This is a genomic window from Formosa sediminum (genome assembly GCF_007197735.1).
GTDB lineage: Bacteria > Bacteroidota > Bacteroidia > Flavobacteriales > Flavobacteriaceae > Formosa > Formosa sediminum.
In genome coordinates this window covers 271,522-289,879 of the sequence record NZ_CP041637.1, presented here as the reverse complement: position 1 = coordinate 289,879, position 18,358 = coordinate 271,522, and the positions used below count along the sequence as shown (strand labels likewise).

Here is an 18,358-nt window from a genome sequence, read left to right as displayed (position 1 = left end):
TTATACATAAGAAAAATGAAAGAAAAATTAAGGCTTTTAGTAGAAGATAATACCACTAAAAATGGAAAATTATTCGATTACATTATTCAGGCTTTAATTTTACTTTCTTTAGTTGCTTTTTCTGTAGAAACACTCCCTGATATTACAAATGAAACTAAATTTTATTTAGATGTTTTTGAAACATTTTGCGTAATAATATTTTCTTTAGAATATATTATTCGAGTGTATGTAGCAGAAAAACCTTTAAAGTATATATTTAGTTTCTACGGCGTTATAGATTTAATGGCCATTTTACCTTTTTATTTAAAAGGAACCTTAGATTTTAGAGCCTTACGAGTGTTTCGTGTATTCAGAATCTTTAGAGCCTTAAAACTTATTAGATACAATAAGGCTTTACACCGTTTTCATTTAGCTGCAAAATTAGTAAGAGAAGAAATTATCTTATTTTTAATTGTTACAGCTATATTTATGTTTTTAGCTTCTGCTGGTATTTATTATTTTGAGAATGAAGCGCAACCTGAAGTATTTGCATCTATTTTTCACAGTGCATGGTGGGCTGTTGTAACCTTAACAACTGTAGGATATGGCGATGTTTATCCGATTACTACTGGTGGAAAAATCTTTACATTTTGTATTCTTATTATTGGTGTAGGGATTGTTACTATTCCTGCCGGATTAGTAGCGACCTCTTTATCAAAAGCTCGAGAAATTGAAGAAAGAGATGATTCACAACTTGAGTAGTTAAATTGTATTGAAATTAGACCAAGGCATTTTAATATCTGTAAATAATTTAATCTAGTTCCCAACCTAAGGTTGTTTGAAACACATAATCGGTGTCTGAAGCTCCTTCTACAGGTTTGCTATCGTAGTTGTGAGTTAAACCTACTTGAACAAAGAAGTCTAAAGGTAAATCATATTTTAGGTTTAAGTTTAAATCTGTTCTAACACGATCACTTTCGGTTAAACTAGGATACACTACAAAATTTGAATATAGACTGATGTCGTCAAAATCAAACATGTTTAATTCTAAAGATAAAAAGGCTTCTAAACTATTTTTAGTATCAATAGTAGGATCTGTATAATTTTCATTAGTCCAAGCTAATCCTGTTCCAGTTGCAAAATACACACGGTTAGAGTGAATAATATATTTACCCACACCACCTTGGGTTGAAGATCTAAGTTTCAATAATTGCTCGTCGTTAGAAAGGAAGGTTGCGTTTACCAAAGCAAACCAATCGTGCCGCATAAAGTATTTAGCACCAATATTTGCATCGGTACGTTTTGTTTCATCTACATCGTCTTGGTTACTTCTTACAGAGTTAAATCCTGCAGTAAATCCCCATTTATCTGCTGTATAGCCTAAATTACTTAGTATAGAAAATTGGGTTAAGTTATTTGTTTTTGCAAAGTTAAAACCAACAGATAAGCTCGCATCTAAGCGGGAAATAAAACTGTTTTCTATAGCTTTTATATATACTACGTTTGAGATTTCGGTTTCTATAATTTCATCGCCTTGTTTTAAGCTAATCATGTTAGAGTCTCCAACCTTAGTTTGAAGTTTGCTATTAACACGTCTTCCGTTAGATAAAGACATTAAATAGGTTTGCTGACTGCTTACATAGATTACATCTTTCCATTTAATTTGAAAATCACTATCACTATAATCGGTTTCCATAGTAAGGACACCTTTGTTCATTTCTTTAATGTCTCCAATAAGTTTATCCTTATTTTTAAGAATTAAAGTGTCGTTTTGAGCGGTTAGTTGCGTGCTGGAGAAGACAACTAGAAAGAGGCAAAATATAAAATTATACCATGTTGGTGACTTCATGTGTTTTAACATAATTGGTTGGTTTAGTTATTGATTTTTAGCCTAAAAAATGATTAATACCTAACGAAGATAATAAACTTTATCAAAAAAATAATAAGAAGCCCCATCATCTAATCAGATATGCGAAAGACAATGGGGCTTAAAATAGATGTGATAATTTTATTAATGTACTGCGCTCATATCAACTTTTCCAGCACCTTTTTTAATAAGTAATACAAAAGGGACGCATAGTAAGAATAAAATACCCAGGTATAAAAATATATCCATATAAGAAAGTACTACAGCTTGTTTTGTGACAGAGAGGTCTAATAATTCATAAGCTTTATTTAGCGATTCGTTTACAGAAAACCCTTTACCCATAAACATGTGTTGTAAACTTTGTATACGTTGTTGGACATTAAATTTTGTTGGATCTAAATTTGGAATTAAATCTACACGATGTTGTTGGCCCCAACGCGATATCATGGTTGTAATAATAGCAATTCCAAATGAGCCTCCTAATTGTCTTGTCATTCCTGTAAATGCAGCACCATCCCCAATATCTTTTCCTGTTAGTGTAGAAAGAGAAAGTGTAGTTATGGGTACAAATAAAAGACCTAGACCAATCCCTCTAACCACTAGTGGCCAAAAGAAATGTTCTACACCTGTATCAGGAGTCATTTCTAAATACATCCAGACACTATAAATAAAGAAAATAGAAAAACCTGCTGTAACTAAGTATTTTTGAGGCACTCCTTTTTGAATTAATTTTCCTATTATTGGCATCATAATCCCCGTAGTTATAGAGCTTGGTATTAATAATAACCCAGCATCTGTGGCCGTAAAACCTAATACTGATTGTGTATAAATAGGAATAATAAATGTTGAGCCATATAGACCAAATCCCAAAATAAATGTCATAATAGTACCAACTCTCAGGTTACTATCTCTTAATACTCTTAGGTTAACAATAGGATTCTCGTAAACTAATTCTCTCCATATAAAAAGAATTAATCCAAAAAATGATGTAATACTTAAAGTTAAAATTAAGGAATTATCAAACCAATCGTCTTGTTGGCCATGTTCTAATACAAATTGTAGAGAACCTATAAACGTAGCCAATAAAACTATGCCCCACCAATCTACCTGACTTGCTTTTAATTTTTCTCCGTATTTAGGGCTTCTAACATACATAATTGTTAAAAATGTAGCTATAATTCCTAAAGGTATATTGATGTAAAAAATATAAGGCCAAGAATAATTATCTACAATATAACCTCCAAGAGGCGGGCCTAAAGTAGGGCCAACAATAACTCCCATTCCATAAATGGCCTGAGCCATACCACGCTTGGCCATTGGGTAACTTTCTGTAATAATGGTTTGGGCAGTTACTAATAATGCACCACCACCAAGACCTTGTATAAATCTAAAAGCAACAAGTTCCCAAATATTTGTTGCGTTACCACATAAAAAAGATGATACAGTAAAAATAATTATAGATGTGGCAAAATAATTTCGTCTTCCAAATTGTTTTGACAGCCAACTAGTCATGGGGATTACAATAACATTTGCAATGGCATAGGCTGTTATTACCCATGCTACATCTGTTAAAGTGGCTCCAAGACTACCTTTCATGTCATTGAGGGCTACATTTACAATAGTTGTATCTACAATTTCTAAAAGCGCACATAACACTGCAGTTATGGTTATAATTACTCTTCTAAAACCGTATTCAACTAAGCTGTCTTCGTCTTCTAGTTGTTGTTCTTGCATAATTTAATCTAAGTGCACGTCTACATAAACATTCATGCCTGAGCGCAGTTTTTTAAATTGTTCGGCATCATTATTTTTTGTAAAATCAATTTTAACAGGTAACCGTTGTACCGTTTTTACAAAGTTACCTGTTGCGTTATCTGGCGGAAGTAAAGAAAATTTAGAACCGGTGGCCGGAGAAAAGTTAGAGACTATTCCTTCAAATTCGAAATCCGGATAAGCATCTACAGTAATGCTTACTTTTTGTCCCACTGTCATTTTTTCTAATTGGGTTTCTTTAAAGTTTGCAACGACCCACTTGTCTTTGGTATTGACGAGATAAAATAAAGATTGACCAGGTTGTACAAATTGACCTGATTGTACTTTTACACTCGCCAATTGACCATCTATAGGCGCAGTAACATATGTGTAATTTAAATTTTGGACAGCAGCACTTAATTGAGCTTCAGCTAATTTTATTTGAGCTTCTGCAACAGTAACTTGTTTTTTTGAAATTGTAGTTTGGTGAGAAGCTGCATTACTTTGGCTTGCTCGTGCTTTTTGTTGCGTTTGTAAAATTTCTAGTTGTTTTTCTGCCTCTTGTTTAGCCGCTAACGCTTGTTCGTATTGTTGCTCTGTAATGGAATGATTTTTGAATAAATTCTCGTAACGTTTAAAATCATTTTGAGCACGCCATAACTTTATTTTAGCGGTTTCAATAGTAAGCGAAGCAGAGTTAGCTTGCGCATTTGCAGCATTAGAGTTCGCAGCGTAAGAACCAATACTGGCTTCAGAAACAGCTAGACCACTTTGTGCGGCAGTGACGTTAGCTTCTGCTTGTTTTAACTGAATTAAATAATCGGTATTATCTATAATTAATAAGGTGTCTCCTTTTTTTACAATGTCGTTGTCTGATACTAAAACTTTATCTATATATCCAGAAACATGAGGGATAATAGGTGTCATATTCGCTTCTAATTGGGCATCATCTGTTTCCTCATGTGCTAGAGAGTGCATAAATTTATACCCACCATATATAATTCCTATAACAAGTATTACGGAAACGATAAGTGCGAATTTTTTATTTGTCTTTTGTTTTTGTTCTTGTTCCATTTTATTTTTTGTTACTAGTTGTTTATTAGTGTTGTTAGTTGTCCCTGAGCGGTTAAAAGTTCATAATATTTTTGTGAAATATCTGCTTTAGCAAAAGCAAGATTTATTTTTGCTTGAAGTTGCTCCAAGTCGGCCTCAAGTGTATCGTTAGTATCTGCTAGTCCGTTTTCAAATTTGTCTTTAACTATGCGGTAATTTTCTATAGCTTGTATTTCGGATTGGGCATACAGTTCAAGTTTTTTGTTGGCCAATTGATAATTTTGCAAGGCATTTTCAACTTCAACTTTAATTTGATCTGTTGTTTGATCTATTTTATAATGTAATTCTTCTGCTTTGCTTTTTGCGATTTCAACTTCGCTTTTATTTTTAAAAATATCAGACAAGTCATAAGAAATACCAACTCCAATATTTATGGCATTTGTTAGTGTAAACGCGTTGGGCATATCTAATGCCAAATATCCACCTACTAGTCCAATAGAAGGGTAATAATTACTTTTAGCTATTTTAATTTGGTTTTCTGTTGCTAGCTCTTGGTATTTTAAAGCTTCTAAATCGCTACGGTAAATAGAATCTGCATCTAAAGTTTCTGGTGTAATACCAAATTGTTCAGAAATGGTTTTTAGGCTAGTACCTTGAGGTAGTTTAAGCAGTGTGACTAGTCGGTAATTTAATATGGATTTATTTTTTTTAGCTTCTTCTAAAGATATTTTTACCTGAGACTCTTGAAGTTGTGCTTTTAATAAGTCGTTTCTAGCTAAAAGCCCATTTTCTTCCATGTTTTTAAAATCTGTTACCCGTTGTTGCGCACTAATAAGATTTTCTTCAAATAAGGCAATAGATTGCTCGGCTTTATATAAATTGAGATATAAATGGATAGTTTCTAAAGCTAATTTTTCCTTATTGTTTTTGGCCATATATGATGTTGCAGTATGAGCATTTTTACTGGCTTCGATAGTGTTTTTAATTTTAAAACCAGCAAATAAAGGCATACTAATATCTAGATATCCTATTTTAAACTCATTTACATCTGGAATTTCAGAACCTTGAGCGAGTTCAGAAATAGCATCGGATTGGATATCGGAGGAAAATTCTACATTCGTTAAATATCTATATTGGCCACCAATACTAATATCAGGGTATTGTAAATTTTTAGCTACTTGAACTTCATGTTCTGAAGTGTTTACTTTTGTGTCGTTTAGTTTTGCTGCATCACTTTGTTGCAATACCAGGCTAACGGCTTCTTGAATGGATAGTGGTTTTTGCTCTTGTGCTTTAAGTTGAGTTAGGCACAAAAAGCTAAACATTGAAAGTATGAGTACATTACTTTTCATAAGTTAATAACGCTTTTATAATTTGTTTTATGTGAGGTATTAATTGGTGTTCTACGTATTGATCTACATCTGAATTACTATTAATATTTAATAGGCTAGTGTAAAATTGTTTATTGTAGTAAAAATGAAAATAGGTACCGAGTATAGTTGGTATAATCATTTGTACATTAATATTAGGATTGAATTCTCCTGCTTCTTGACCGTTTTTTACAAAGTTAGCTATGGTATTAAAATTCTCTTTTTTATTCTGCTCATAGCCTTCAAAGTTTATTTGGCGGAACTGATTTGAATATTCAAAATTTACAATTTTATGAATGCGTCTGTTTTTATGAATACGTTTTACTAACATGTCTACAAAGGCATCAACTTTTTCAATATAACTTAGATCTCCTTTTATTATGTTTTCTAATTCTAGTCCAAACCCAGAGATTCTATATAATAAAAGTGATTCTAGTAACTTTTCTTTAGATCCGAAATAATACGAAATCATAGCTATATTAATTTCGGCATCTTTAGAAATATGCCTAACACTAGTCCCATCAAAACCGTGTTCTGCAAATAATCGCTCTGCGGTTTCTAGAATTTTAATCTGTTTATCGTTAAAAGTCATATCTAATAGCGTAAATAAAATGAAGGCAAATTTAAACAAACGTTTAATTTAAACGTTTGTTTAAATGTTAAAATTATCTAATAATTTTGCATAAAAAAGCATCATATTTATTCAATATGATGCTTGAGTATTTATTTTATGTGGTTACGAATTTTATTTTTTTCTCAATTCAAAAATATCTTTACGTCTATCTTTAAGGTTTTTAACACTACCAAATTGATTTAGGTTTCTAAGTAAATCTATATCTACATCGGCAATTAAAATCATTTCGGTATTTGGTGTAGCTTCAGCTTTAATACCATTTGCTGGGAATGCAAAATCGCAGGGTGTAAACACCATAGATTGCGCAAATTGTATATCCATGTTATGTACTTTAGGAAGGTTTCCTACGCTACCAGCTATGGCTACATAACATTCATTTTCTATAGCACGTGCTTGAGCACAATGTCTAACGCGAGAATACCCGTTTTGGGTATCGGTTAAAAAGGGCACAAAAAGAATGTCCATGCCTTCGTCTGCTAATAAACGGCTTAGTTCAGGGAATTCAGAATCGTAACAAATTAGAATGCCTATTTTACCACAGTCTGTATCGAAAGCTTGTAATTTGTTTCCGCCTTCCATACCCCAAACTTTAGCTTCATCTGGTGTCACATGAAGTTTTTCGTAACGTTCTGTAGTTCCATCTCTTCGGCATAAATATCCAACATTATATAATCTGTTATTATCTGCTATTTCGGGCATACTTCCCGTTATAATATTGATATTATAGGAAATGGCAAGTTTAGAAAAACGTTGTACAATTGTAGCTGTATGTTCGGCTAAATTTCTAATCGCATCGGGTTCAGATAAATGGTTATCGTCTGCCATTAATGGTGCATTAAAAAACTCAGGGAACAATGCAAAATCACTTCTGTAGCCAGACACCGCATCTATAAAATATTCGGCTTGTTGCATCAATTCATCTAAATCGTTATACGGACGCATTTGCCATTGTATTAAACCTAGTCGAACTACTTTTTTTGTGGTTGCAGCCTTAATTTCTTTCTTTTCGTAATAAATATTATCCCATTCTAATAAAACGGCATAATCTTCAGAATTAGCATCGCCTTCTAAATAGTTTTTTAAAACACGAGTAGGGTGGAAGTCGTTAGAAATTTGAAAGTTTAAAACAGGGTCGTGTATTTCTTTACGTTTTACTTTATCTATATACTGCTTAGGCGTTAACTCGCTAGAATATTTATGGTAGTTTGGAATGCGACCACCAAATGCTAAACCTCTTAAATTAAGACGTTCGCATAGTTCTTTTCTGTAGTCGTATAAACGTCTGCCTAGACGTAACCCTCTAAATTCTGGTTTCACAAATACTTCTACGCCATAAATAACATCGCCATTTTTATTGTGTGTATTAAAGGTGTAATCGCCTGTAATATCTTTATAGGTGTGGGCAACATCTAACTTGCTATAATCTACAATAATAGAAAGTGCACATCCAGCAATTTGATTATTTATTTTTATAACAACTTGCCCTTCTGGAAATTGTTTTATTAAGGTTTCAATTTGATGTTCTCTCCAATATGAATCTGGCATACTACTGTAAGATTCAATCATGGCAACTTTAAGCTCTTGGTAATCGTCGAGACTTAAATACGCTAATTCAATGTTTTCTATGTCTTCCATAACACAACTGTTTTCTAGAATTTTAAGGGCGAAATGTACAAATTAATTAATCAGCTTTTTAAATTAAATTCAGGTACTATCGTAGTTTTTTTAAACCTTCGTAAATCACAATACTTACGGCGTTTGCAAGGTTTAAACTCCGAATATGTTTGCTGTAAAGCGGAATTTTAAACAACGCATTTTTCTGTGTTTCTAAAAGGTCTTTCGGGAGTCCTACAGATTCTTTTCCGAAGACGAGAAACATATCGTCTTCGAAGGCAATATCCCAATGCGATTTTTCGCCATGACTCGATAAAAAAGCCATTTTTTTGTCTGCGTTTATTTTGAAGAATTCGTCTGCAGACTCATAATAGGTTATGTTTAAATGTTGCCAATAATCTAAGCCAGCACGTTTTAAACGTTTATCGTCTATTTCAAATCCAAAAGGTTTTACTAAATGCAAGTTAGAGCCAGAAGCTAAACTTAACCGACCAATATTACCCGTATTATTTGGTATTTCAGGTTCGATTAGAACAATATTTAAAGGCATAGTAATATGTTTTTAGGGTACAAAAAAAGGGCTTTTCAATTAGAAAAGCCCTTTTTTAATTTTAAAATTATTTTTTATTCTGTTGATCTTTTATCGTTTTCTTATCTATATCGAACGTGTTGGTATCCTGATTGGTATTTGCAGTTGGATTAGTTGGTATAGATTGTTCTTCTTTAGTTTTAAATTTCTTTTGATCTTTTATAATTCCCATAATAGTTCTCTTTTTATTGATTCATGTTCAAGTTAAAAAAATGAAGCGCGAATGGGTGTCAAAATTCTATTAAACCTTTGTTAATGAGTGTTAAACGCTAAAGTTGAGGTTTGATCTTAGACGTAAAAGCTCCTATGTTATTAATACCATGTTTTGAAATATACTTAATAAAAGCACTACCAATAATAGCTCCTTTTGTATATGTTGTTGCCTGATTAAAGGTTTCTTCATTGTTAATACCAAAGCCGATAATTTGAGGTGTTTTTAAGTTCATATCGGCTATACGTTTAAAATATTTGGTTTGCTCTTCACCAAATCCAGACTGGCTACCTGTAACACTAGCACTACTTACCATATAAATAAATCCGTTAGAAATTTCGTCTATAAAAGCAATACGTTCGTTAGAAGTTTGTGGCGTAATTAAAAACACGTTTACTAATCCGTATTTTTCAAAAGTAGCTTGGTAATGATTTTTATATTCATTAACAGGTAAATCAGGTATAATTAAACCGTCGATACCGATGTCTTGACATTTTTTACAAAATGCTTCAACACCGTATTGCAGCATCGGGTTAAAATACCCCATAATTACTAGAGGAATAGACACCGTTTTTCTAATGTCTTTGAGTTGCTCAAATAACTTTGCCGTTGTCATGCCGTTTTTCAAAGCTTGTGTAGAACTGGCCTGAATGGTTGGACCATCGGCTAAAGGGTCGCTAAAAGGTAATCCAATTTCAATCATATCAACCCCGTTTTTTTCAAGATCTTCTATAATGCTAACCGTATCGTTTAGGCTTGGATAACCTGCAGTAAAATATATGGACAATAATTTTTTGTCTTCTTGGAGTTTTTGGTTTATTCTGTTCATTGTAAATGAATAGTTTATATTCCCTCGATGAAGGGAATCTTTTAATGTTTTATTTAGATGTATTCTGAAAGATCTTTCCAACCTGGATTCAATCCATTAATTAAATTTATTTTCCATTCTCGGTTCCACTTTTTTAATTGGCGTTCTCTTTTTATGGCGTTATTTATATATTTCGTAGTTTCAAAATAGACTAATTTATATACATTATATCTTCATGTAAAGGTTTTTATGGGTTAATATGTAAATGTAATGAACATGCATAAAAAGGTGATGAGATTTCCGCCTACGCGGAAATGAAAAAATCTAAATCTTAAAATAGTCAATGTAATTCTGTAAATCCTTATCACCACGACCAGATAAGCTTAACACCACTACATCTTCAGGTTTAAATGTTCTGGTTTTAAACACCGCTAAAGCGTGTGAACTTTCAATAGCAGGAATAATACCTTCTAATTTACATAATTCCATACCTGCTTTCATCGCTTCATCATCTGTAATTGAAATAAATTCGCCACGACCAGAAGCAAATAAATGCGCATGCATAGGACCTACGCCAGGATAATCAAGACCTGCCGAGATAGAATAAGGCTCAGTAATTTGTCCGTCGTCTGTTTGCATTAATAAGGTTTTACTACCGTGAATGATACCTTCTTTTCCTAAGGCTGAGGTTGCTGCACTTTCGCCAGAATCTACGCCTAAACCAGCAGCTTCAACAGCGATTAAATTAACATCTGTTTCATCTAAATACTGATAAAAAGCACCAGCAGCATTACTACCACCACCTACACATGCAATAACGTGGTCTGGTTTAGTACGGCCTTCTTTCTCTTGTAATTGCCACTCAATTTCTTGAGAGACTACAGATTGAAAACGGGCTACCATGTCTGGGTAAGGATGTGGACCTACCACACTACCAATAATATAGTGTGTATCTACAGGATTGTTAATCCAATCGCGAATAGCTTCATTGGTAGCATCTTTTAATGTACGACTGCCCGATAACGCAGGCACAACCGTTGCGCCTAACATTTTCATACGTGCCACATTTGGAGCCTGGCGTGCAATGTCTATTTCGCCCATATACACTATGCATTCTAAGCCCATAAGCGCACATACCGTGGCGGTTGCTACCCCGTGTTGTCCGGCGCCAGTTTCAGCAATAATACGTTTTTTGCCTAAGCGTTTTGCCATTAAAATTTGGCCTATAGTATTATTGATTTTATGAGCACCAGTATGGTTTAAATCTTCGCGTTTAAGATAGATTTTTGTGTTGTATTTTTCGCTTAATCGCTTGGCAAAATATAACGGAGATGGGCGTCCAACATAATCTTTTAATAATTGGTCGAACTCTTCTTTAAAAGAAGGTTCTGCCATAATTTTTAAATAGTTTTGGCGTAACTCCTCGACGTTTGGATATAACATTTCTGGGATATATGCACCACCAAATTCGCCATAATATCCATTCTCATTTACATTGTAACTCATGGTATGTTGTTTTTTAGCATGCTTGCTAAATAATTGTTCTTTAAATTGTTTTACCTGCTTAACATCTTTTAAACCAGGTTGAATTTCAAATTTACTATTTACATCAATAGCAAAACAGTATTTTGAAGCTTCACTTTCAAAAAAATGAATTAAATTTTCAGTTTCTGCACTACCGATTCCTCCACTTAAAAAGTAAGGTTTTGTGGACGCGTATTGTTCTAGAATATTCCAATTGAATGTATAACCATTACCACCTGGTAATTTGCCTTTGGTGTCGAACAGAAAATAATCGCAAACCGATTCAAAAGGTGTTAGGACATTAAAATTAAATTCATCTTTTATAGAAAATACTTTGATGATTTCAATGTCAGGTAGTTGGGTTTTTAGTGTTTCGCAATACGCTACCGACTCTGCACCATGAAGTTGAACGGCTTGTAAGTTATTTTTTAAAACGGTTTTAATAACCGTGTCTTCTGAAGCATTTACAAAAACACCAACTTTTTTAATTGCTTTTGAAAGGTTAGGAATCTCTGTATCTATAAACCGTGCCGACTTATCGTAGAAAATAAAACCGAGGTAATCGGGCTGCAGACTAGCTATAGCTTCAATATTATCGGCATATTTCATGCCACACACTTTTAGTTTCATAACTAGGCATTTAAGGCATTAATAAATTGCGTTGCACTGGCTCCGGCATTATCTGTTTTCATAAAGTTTTCACCAATTAAAAACCCTTTGTAGCCATAGGGTTGCAGTGTTTTAATCGCTTCTATAGCACTTATTCCACTTTCTGAAACCTTTACAAAATCGGCTGGGATTAAAGTGCTTAATGTTTTACTGATGTCTAAAGAGACTTCAAAGGTTTTTAAATTTCTGTTATTAACACCAAGCATGTCTAGACTTGGCATTATCGATTTATGTAATTCTTCTTCATTATGTACTTCTAATAGCACATCTAAATTTAAGCTTTTTGCTAGTTCTGAAAAGGTTTTAATTTCCTCACGTGTTAAAATGGCTGCGATTAGTAAGATTACGTCTGCACCGTAGGCTTTAGCTTCAATAATTTGGTAGGTATCTATAATAAATTCCTTACGTAATAAAGGCAAATTGCTGCTTGCACGAGCCGTTAATAAATCGTCTAAACTACCACCAAAATATTTGCCATCGGTAAGTACCGACATGCCGCAAACACCCGCATCTTCGTAACCTTTGGCGACATCAAAAACGTTTAAATTATGATTGATAACAGACTTTGATGGCGAACGGCGTTTGTGTTCTGCAATGATTCCGCTTGTACTAACCTGTAATGCCGATGCTAAAGAATTTGTGGGTCTTGTAAATAATATAGATTGCTCTAATTGCTTTACAGGAATAAGTGATTTTCTTAAAGCTACCTCTGTACGTTTATCGGCTACAATTTTATCTAAAATATTCATAGTATTATGCACTTAAATCTACTAATGTTTTGAATCGTTTTAAAGCTTCACCAGATTGTAAAGCTTCTTTAGCTGCAGCAAAACTATCTGTTAACGAGGTGTTTTTTACCGTTTTAATAGCCATGGCAGCATTTGCACAAACCGCATTGTTTTGAGCTGCAGTACCATTGCCTTCTAATATAGACATAAATATATTGGCGGCCTCTTGAATGGTGTCTCCACCAAAAATTTCGGATTGTTTAATTTTTTGTAACCCAAAATCTTCTGGAGATAATAAAGTTTCAGAATGATTAGAAATAACTTTAGTGTCGCTTGTTAATGAAATTTCATCATATCCATCAAGAGCGTGTAAAATGGTAAAGTTTTTATTGGTATTTTGATATAAATATCCATATAATCTTGCTAGTTCTAGATTAAAAACACCAACCAATTGATTTTTTGGAAACGCAGGGTTTACCATGGGACCTAACATATTAAAAAATGTTTTTACACCCAATTCTCTACGAATAGGCGCAACGTTTTTCATTGCTGGGTGAAATAGGGGAGCGTGCAATACACAAATTCCAGCTTTTTCTAAACAGTTTTCTAAGAAGCCTGCATCATTGGTGAATTTTATACCCAAATGCTCCATGACGTTACTAGAACCCGAAATAGAAGATACGCCATAATTTCCGTGTTTTGTAACATGTACGCCAGCACCAGCCGTAATGAAAGAGGCTAAAGTTGAAATGTTGAAAGTGTTTTTTCCGTCACCACCAGTTCCGCATAAATCTATAGTGTTATATCCAGATAAATCTACTGCCAAGCACAATTCTAAAAGCGCATCTCTAAACCCCTCTAATTCATCTGTTGTAATGCTACGCATCATATACACCGTTAAAAATGAAGCAATCTGACTCTGATTATAATCGCCTTTAGAGATGTTTACCAATACACGTTTTGCTTCTTCTTTAGAGATGTGTTCGTGATTAATAAGTCTGTTAAGTATTTGTTTCATGATTAACTATTTATCCAGTTTTTAAGCATTTGTTTTCCGTTAGGTGTTAACACCGATTCCGGATGATATTGTACCCCGCGCACATCGTATGTTTTGTGTCGTAATGACATAATTTGACCATTTTCATCAAAAGAAGTAGCTTCTAACACATCTGGTAAGTTGTTAGAGACTACCCAAGAATGGTAACGCCCAACGGGGAATGTTTTTTCGAAACCGTTAAATAAATATTCGTCATCTACGCATAAGGTTACCGCTGTAGCAACACCGTGATAAACGTTATCTAAGTTTTCTATTGTGCCGCCAAAAACTTCACCTATTGCTTGTTGACCAAGGCATACGCCCAAAATACTTTTTGTTGGAGCATAGGTCTTTATAATGTCTTTTAATAAACCGGCTTCATCTGGAATTCCAGGACCGGGAGATAACACAATTTTATCGAAGGCTGCAACGTCTTCTAACGTTAGTTTATCATTTCGTTTTACGGTTACTTGGCAGCCCAAATCTTCTAAATAGTGTACTAAATTGTACGTAAAACTATCGTAATTATCTATAACTAATATCTGTTTCATAATCCTGTACAATTAAATATTTTTAGCTAAATCTATAGCTTTGGTTAAGGCTCCTAGTTTGTTGTATACTTCTTGTAACTCGTCTTCTGGTTTCGATTTAGATACGATTCCTGCGCCAGCTTGCCAATGTAATTTATGGTCTTTACTAAGGAACGTTCTAATCATTATCGCATGATTAAAATTACCGTTAAAATCCATAAATCCAATAGCTCCACCGTAAAACTCACGACTTGTTTTTTCGTATTTTTCAATCAGTTGCATGGCTTTGTGTTTTGGTGCTCCGCTTAATGTTCCGGCAGGAAATGTATCGGCAACCACTTGCATGGTAATGGTATTGGCATGTTTTTTACCAACTACTTTACTTACCAAATGAATAACATGCGAGAAAAATTGCACTTCGCGATAGGTGTCTACTGTAACTTGGCTTCCGTGTCTGCTTAAATCGTTTCTAGCCAAATCTACTAGCATAACGTGTTCGGCATTTTCTTTATCATCTTTCGCTAATTTTTTAGCAAGCTCAGCATCTTTTTCGTCATTACCAGTACGTTTAAAAGTTCCGGCAATTGGGTGAATTTCTGCATTACCATCTTTCACTACCAATTGTGCTTCTGGCGAACTTCCGAAGATTTTAAAGGTACCATAATCAAAATAAAAGAGGTAAGGCGATGGGTTAATACTTCTTAAGGCGCGATACACATTAAACTCGTCGCCTTTAAATTCTTGAGAGAATTTTTTAGATAACACCAATTGAAAGACATCGCCTCTGGCACAATGTTGTTTGGCTAAAACGACATTTTTTTTGTATTCTTCATCGGTTAAGTTTGAAGTAATATCGTCTTCGGGTGTAAATTGATATGTGGCGAATTGATTGGATTTAATGAGTTGCTGAATATCGTCTATATTGTTTTCTGCATCATAGCAATGTGCAAAAATATAGGCTTCATTATTAAAATGATTGATAGCAATGATGTTTTGATATACCGCATAATATATGTCTGGAATACCTGAAACTTCTTCTTTTTTAGAGATATCTATATCTTCAAAATAGCGTACAGCATCATATCCAAGGTATCCAAAAATTCCATTATTAATAAATTTAAACTCTTCAATCTCGTCGGTTTTAAAACGCTGACTAAAGTTGTGAATTTCTTCGGTCACCATACTGCGTTCTTCTATGTTTACGGTGCTAATTTCTCCATTAGGAAATTCCTGAGTAATGGTTTCATTTTGCACTTTTATAGACGCAATGGGATTGCAACAAATATAAGAGAAGCTGTTATTATTAGCGTGGTAATCGCTACTTTCTAGTAAGATACTATTTGGAAAACGGTCTCTAATTTTTAAATAGATACTAACCGGTGTAATGGTATCGGCTAATATTTTTTGGTAATGCGTTGTAAGTTTAAATTGCTTCATTTTTTTGTAATAAAAAAGGCTTGTCGTGAATGACAAGCCTTGTTATTTTGAGTTTAAAATATACAATAGGTTTAGTTCACGAAGATTGAATTTCGAGAGCTCCACCACCAAGTAATATTTAAATTTGTGTTCAATTCGTAATTATTTGTTTCAAATATAGTAATGTAAATTTAGTTATCAAATTTTTTTTGATAAAATTATAAAAGAGAATTCCTGTAGATATTTAAATTAAATTACAATTCTACAGGAATTATGGAATCACACATTTTGAACTCACAATTTTGAATGAATGGTTAGAATTTTAAAGTTGCATTAATATCGAATTCGTTATAAATGGCCTTGTCTTGTAAATCGTCAAAGAAACTAGAAGATCCATATTTAATGCCGTATTTCGTTCTATCTATTTTAAAAGCTGCTGTAGCAGTACCTTCAACCACATTCATATTAAAAGTAATTGGTTTTGTAACACCTTTAATAGTTAGATCTCCAGTGACAGTATAGTTTGGACCTTGGCCTTCAACTTTAGTAAAGTCTAAAGTAGCAGTAGGAAATTTGTTTACGCCAAAAAAATCATCATCCTTTAAATGCCCATCTAATTTTGTTTTAGAGTTGCCTTTTAAATCTGTGGTGTTAATAGTGGTCATATCCATAACAAAAGCACCATCTACTAAAGTGTTGCCATTAAATGCTAATGTCCCTTCTTTAAGTGTTATGGTACCGTCATGTTGTCCGGTAACTTTGTGACCTGTCCAAGTAATTGTACTGTCTTTAACATTTACTTTTTTGTCTTTTAAAGTAGTGAAAGATGCGAATGCAATGGCAATTATTAATACCAAAGCTGTTTTAAGGGTGTGTTTCATTGTAATAGTTATTGAGATTAAATTATTTATTGAATGTGTAAATTGTTATTGTTGGATTCTAATCCAGATAAGTTTTATTGTAAATTATGACCTTAATTTAGTAAGCAGGACATTTAGTTGTTTTAACTCGGCTTCATTAAGATTTGATGTAAGATCGTGTTCCGCTTTTTCTATAATAGGATCAATAGCAGTTAATAATTTTAACCCATCAGGAGTAATATAAATGTCTACTTTTCTTCTGTTTTTTTTACAAGTATAGCGTTCTACCAGTCCTTTTAATATAAGTTTATCTACCAGTCGCGTCGTATTACTCATTTTGTTAATCATGCGATCCTGTATGTCTTGTAAGTTGGTGGGCGCTGCCTTTTTTCCTCTTAAAATTCGTAAAACGTTGAATTGTTCATTAGAAATGTCGAAAGTTTTAAAAATAGAAACAAGATGCGCTTTCAACCAAATATTTGAATACGCGATATTTAAAACCGTTTTTTTTTGCAACGGAATCGGAGCGCTTGCTTTTATTATGTCTTCTAATTGTTTCATATACAACTGTTGTATATACAAATGTATGGTTAATTTTGTAATTTTAATTTATTTTGGATCTATAAATTTTTGTTAAAATGAATTAGAAGGCATAGGCGATCATTATTTTTACACATGAAAAAGTTGTTACTTATATTAATAGTCTTGTGGTGTTTTGCTTGTAAGAGACACGATGAAAATAAAACAATATCTAAAGATGTAATAGAGGTTGAATCTGTGGAACAAACTAGGGATTTGACTGTTTATAATTTTGAAACGTTAGCGCCTTTATTAGAATTAAAAGATGATAAAGTACACGTTATTAATTTTTGGGCGACTTGGTGTGCACCTTGTGTAAAGGAATTACCTCATTTTGAAAAATTGAAATCTGTATATGCTTCAAAAGGAGTAGATTTGCTGTTAGTGAGTCTAGATTCACCAAACGTTTACGAAACTAAACTAAAACCATTTTTAATAAAACACAATATTAAGTCTCGAGTAATAGCTCTAAACGATGTACAATCTAATATTTGGATTCCTAAAATTGAGGCTTCTTGGTCTGGTTCGATTCCCGTAACGATAATTTATAATAAAGATTCACGAAAGTTTTATGATTCTCCATTTACTTATCAAGATTTAGAAAGAGAATTAAAAACATTTTTAAATTAAAATTCTGATTTTTAATATTGTGTATATTGTTTATTTTGAGACTCTAATAAAAAAAGATAGACCTATAACACTCTAAGTAATTGTTCTGTTAGTCATTTAAAATAAATAGCGTAGAAAGTGTAAGACTTCTTGATTTTTTTCGTTTATGTATTAAAGATATTATAAATTTGTAATTAAAATAATAAAAGAAATTATGGCAGATTTAACACAAGAAGAATGGGTAGAACAATTAGCTAGCGATAGTAATGCTGTGATCTTAGATGTACGAACAGATGATGAAGTAGATCAGGGATTTATACCAAATTCTAAGCACATAGATTTTTATTTAGGTCAGGAATTTGTTAACCAAGTTGATGAATTAGATAAATCTAAAAATTATTATGTGTATTGTCGTTCTGGAGCAAGAAGTGGTAAAGCTTGCGAAATTATGGATCAATTAGGCATTGAAAATGCATACAATTTATTAGGCGGTTTTAATGAATGGACCGGTGAGGTTGCAGAGAGGTAAA

At 33.1% G+C, this 18,358-nt stretch carries 19 protein-coding genes and 1 pseudogene; 3 read left to right on the top strand and 17 right to left on the bottom strand.

Going from position 1 to position 18,358, the window contains the following annotated elements:
* Window positions 1–15 precede the first annotated feature (15 nt).
* On the top strand, window positions 16–741 hold the full coding sequence (locus tag FNB79_RS01360) for an ion transporter (protein WP_143379593.1): 726 nt from the start codon (window positions 16–18) through the stop codon (window positions 739–741).
* 49 nt (window positions 742–790) lie between these two features.
* On the opposite strand, the gene FNB79_RS01355 is transcribed toward FNB79_RS01360, so the two are convergent.
* The 17 genes and pseudogenes from FNB79_RS01355 to FNB79_RS01280 all read right to left on the bottom strand — a co-directional run bounded on the left by FNB79_RS01355 (window position 791) and on the right by FNB79_RS01280 (window position 17,201).
* The gene (locus FNB79_RS01355) at window positions 791–1,828 is read right to left on the bottom strand and encodes a DUF481 domain-containing protein (protein WP_143379592.1); all 1,038 of its coding nucleotides are present in this window, start codon (window positions 1,826–1,828) and stop codon (window positions 791–793) included.
* Window positions 1,829–1,990: 162 nt separating this feature from the next.
* Window positions 1,991–3,580, bottom strand: a complete 1,590-nt coding sequence (locus FNB79_RS01350) for an MDR family MFS transporter (protein ID WP_143379591.1) — start codon at window positions 3,578–3,580, stop codon at window positions 1,991–1,993.
* 3 nt (window positions 3,581–3,583) lie between these two features.
* The gene (locus tag FNB79_RS01345; RefSeq protein WP_143379590.1) at window positions 3,584–4,672 is read right to left on the bottom strand and encodes an HlyD family secretion protein; all 1,089 of its coding nucleotides are present in this window, start codon (window positions 4,670–4,672) and stop codon (window positions 3,584–3,586) included.
* 14 nt (window positions 4,673–4,686) lie between these two features.
* A complete protein-coding gene (locus tag FNB79_RS01340; protein WP_143379589.1) occupies window positions 4,687–6,003 on the bottom strand; it encodes a TolC family protein in 1,317 nt (438 codons plus the stop codon).
* Window positions 5,993–6,613 carry a TetR/AcrR family transcriptional regulator gene (locus tag FNB79_RS01335; RefSeq protein WP_143379588.1) on the bottom strand — a complete coding sequence of 207 codons (621 nt, stop codon included), beginning with the start codon at window positions 6,611–6,613 and terminating at the stop codon, window positions 5,993–5,995. Before FNB79_RS01335 ends, FNB79_RS01340 begins: the two co-directional genes overlap by 11 nt.
* A 153-nt stretch (window positions 6,614–6,766) precedes the next feature.
* The gene (locus FNB79_RS01330; protein ID WP_143379587.1) at window positions 6,767–8,290 is read right to left on the bottom strand and encodes a carbon-nitrogen hydrolase family protein; all 1,524 of its coding nucleotides are present in this window, start codon (window positions 8,288–8,290) and stop codon (window positions 6,767–6,769) included.
* A gap of 76 nt (window positions 8,291–8,366) precedes the next feature.
* A complete protein-coding gene (locus FNB79_RS01325) occupies window positions 8,367–8,819 on the bottom strand; it encodes a tRNA (cytidine(34)-2'-O)-methyltransferase (protein ID WP_143379586.1) in 453 nt (150 codons plus the stop codon).
* Window positions 8,820–8,886: 67 nt separating this feature from the next.
* On the bottom strand, window positions 8,887–9,030 hold the full coding sequence (locus FNB79_RS17135) for a hypothetical protein (RefSeq protein ID WP_185967824.1): 144 nt from the start codon (window positions 9,028–9,030) through the stop codon (window positions 8,887–8,889).
* A 97-nt stretch (window positions 9,031–9,127) separates the two neighbouring features.
* Window positions 9,128–9,898 (bottom strand): tryptophan synthase subunit alpha, encoded by a 771-nt coding sequence (gene trpA / locus FNB79_RS01320; RefSeq protein WP_143379585.1) that lies wholly within the window; start codon window positions 9,896–9,898, stop codon window positions 9,128–9,130.
* A gap of 303 nt (window positions 9,899–10,201) precedes the next feature.
* On the bottom strand, window positions 10,202–11,383 hold the full coding sequence (trpB, locus tag FNB79_RS17470) for a tryptophan synthase subunit beta (protein WP_317129220.1): 1,182 nt from the start codon (window positions 11,381–11,383) through the stop codon (window positions 10,202–10,204).
* Window positions 11,384–11,431: 48 nt separating this feature from the next.
* Window positions 11,432–12,010, bottom strand: a pseudogene (locus FNB79_RS17465) (phosphoribosylanthranilate isomerase); the annotation flags it as partial.
* A 23-nt stretch (window positions 12,011–12,033) separates the two neighbouring features.
* Window positions 12,034–12,819: an indole-3-glycerol phosphate synthase TrpC gene (gene trpC / locus FNB79_RS01305; RefSeq protein WP_143379583.1), complete on the bottom strand. Its 786-nt coding sequence runs from the start codon at window positions 12,817–12,819 to the stop codon at window positions 12,034–12,036.
* Between the two features lie 4 nt (window positions 12,820–12,823).
* Window positions 12,824–13,816, bottom strand: coding sequence for an anthranilate phosphoribosyltransferase (gene trpD / locus FNB79_RS01300; RefSeq protein ID WP_143379582.1), 993 nt, complete (start codon window positions 13,814–13,816; stop codon window positions 12,824–12,826).
* A gap of 2 nt (window positions 13,817–13,818) precedes the next feature.
* A complete protein-coding gene (locus FNB79_RS01295) occupies window positions 13,819–14,385 on the bottom strand; it encodes an anthranilate synthase component II (RefSeq protein ID WP_143379581.1) in 567 nt (188 codons plus the stop codon).
* A 12-nt stretch (window positions 14,386–14,397) separates the two neighbouring features.
* Window positions 14,398–15,801 carry an anthranilate synthase component I family protein gene (locus FNB79_RS01290; protein ID WP_143379580.1) on the bottom strand — a complete coding sequence of 468 codons (1,404 nt, stop codon included), beginning with the start codon at window positions 15,799–15,801 and terminating at the stop codon, window positions 14,398–14,400.
* 293 nt (window positions 15,802–16,094) lie between these two features.
* On the bottom strand, window positions 16,095–16,661 hold the full coding sequence (locus tag FNB79_RS01285) for a YceI family protein (RefSeq protein WP_143379579.1): 567 nt from the start codon (window positions 16,659–16,661) through the stop codon (window positions 16,095–16,097).
* An 84-nt stretch (window positions 16,662–16,745) separates the two neighbouring features.
* On the bottom strand, window positions 16,746–17,201 hold the full coding sequence (locus tag FNB79_RS01280) for a MarR family winged helix-turn-helix transcriptional regulator (RefSeq protein WP_143379578.1): 456 nt from the start codon (window positions 17,199–17,201) through the stop codon (window positions 16,746–16,748).
* A 114-nt stretch (window positions 17,202–17,315) separates the two neighbouring features.
* Here FNB79_RS01280 and FNB79_RS01275 point away from each other — a divergent pair, with 114 nt between their 5' ends.
* On the top strand, window positions 17,316–17,849 hold the full coding sequence (locus FNB79_RS01275; RefSeq protein WP_143379577.1) for a TlpA disulfide reductase family protein: 534 nt from the start codon (window positions 17,316–17,318) through the stop codon (window positions 17,847–17,849).
* Between the two features lie 193 nt (window positions 17,850–18,042).
* Window positions 18,043–18,357 (top strand): rhodanese-like domain-containing protein, encoded by a 315-nt coding sequence (locus FNB79_RS01270; protein WP_143379576.1) that lies wholly within the window; start codon window positions 18,043–18,045, stop codon window positions 18,355–18,357.
* Window position 18,358 lies beyond the last annotated feature (1 nt).

Excerpts from the sequence above, each read along its gene's own strand:
- FNB79_RS01360 (WP_143379593.1), top strand. The coding sequence starts at position 16 with ATGAAAGAAAAATTAAGGCTTTTAGTAGAAGATAATACCACTAAAAAT.
- FNB79_RS01355 (WP_143379592.1), bottom strand. The coding sequence starts at position 1,828 with ATGAAGTCACCAACATGGTATAATTTTATATTTTGCCTCTTTCTAGTT.
- FNB79_RS01350 (WP_143379591.1), bottom strand. The coding sequence starts at position 3,580 with ATGCAAGAACAACAACTAGAAGACGAAGACAGCTTAGTTGAATACGGT.
- FNB79_RS01345 (WP_143379590.1), bottom strand. The coding sequence starts at position 4,672 with ATGGAACAAGAACAAAAACAAAAGACAAATAAAAAATTCGCACTTATC.
- FNB79_RS01340 (WP_143379589.1), bottom strand. The coding sequence starts at position 6,003 with ATGAAAAGTAATGTACTCATACTTTCAATGTTTAGCTTTTTGTGCCTA.
- FNB79_RS01335 (WP_143379588.1), bottom strand. The coding sequence starts at position 6,613 with ATGACTTTTAACGATAAACAGATTAAAATTCTAGAAACCGCAGAGCGA.
- FNB79_RS01330 (WP_143379587.1), bottom strand. The coding sequence starts at position 8,290 with ATGGAAGACATAGAAAACATTGAATTAGCGTATTTAAGTCTCGACGAT.
- FNB79_RS01325 (WP_143379586.1), bottom strand. The coding sequence starts at position 8,819 with ATGCCTTTAAATATTGTTCTAATCGAACCTGAAATACCAAATAATACG.
- FNB79_RS17135 (WP_185967824.1), bottom strand. The coding sequence starts at position 9,030 with ATGGGAATTATAAAAGATCAAAAGAAATTTAAAACTAAAGAAGAACAA.
- trpA (WP_143379585.1), bottom strand. The coding sequence starts at position 9,898 with ATGAACAGAATAAACCAAAAACTCCAAGAAGACAAAAAATTATTGTCC.
- trpB (WP_317129220.1), bottom strand. The coding sequence starts at position 11,383 with ATGAGTTACAATGTAAATGAGAATGGATATTATGGCGAATTTGGTGGT.
- trpC (WP_143379583.1), bottom strand. The coding sequence starts at position 12,819 with ATGAATATTTTAGATAAAATTGTAGCCGATAAACGTACAGAGGTAGCT.
- trpD (WP_143379582.1), bottom strand. The coding sequence starts at position 13,816 with ATGAAACAAATACTTAACAGACTTATTAATCACGAACACATCTCTAAA.
- FNB79_RS01295 (WP_143379581.1), bottom strand. The coding sequence starts at position 14,385 with ATGAAACAGATATTAGTTATAGATAATTACGATAGTTTTACGTACAAT.
- FNB79_RS01290 (WP_143379580.1), bottom strand. The coding sequence starts at position 15,801 with ATGAAGCAATTTAAACTTACAACGCATTACCAAAAAATATTAGCCGAT.
- FNB79_RS01285 (WP_143379579.1), bottom strand. The coding sequence starts at position 16,661 with ATGAAACACACCCTTAAAACAGCTTTGGTATTAATAATTGCCATTGCA.
- FNB79_RS01280 (WP_143379578.1), bottom strand. The coding sequence starts at position 17,201 with ATGAAACAATTAGAAGACATAATAAAAGCAAGCGCTCCGATTCCGTTG.
- FNB79_RS01275 (WP_143379577.1), top strand. The coding sequence starts at position 17,316 with ATGAAAAAGTTGTTACTTATATTAATAGTCTTGTGGTGTTTTGCTTGT.
- FNB79_RS01270 (WP_143379576.1), top strand. The coding sequence starts at position 18,043 with ATGGCAGATTTAACACAAGAAGAATGGGTAGAACAATTAGCTAGCGAT.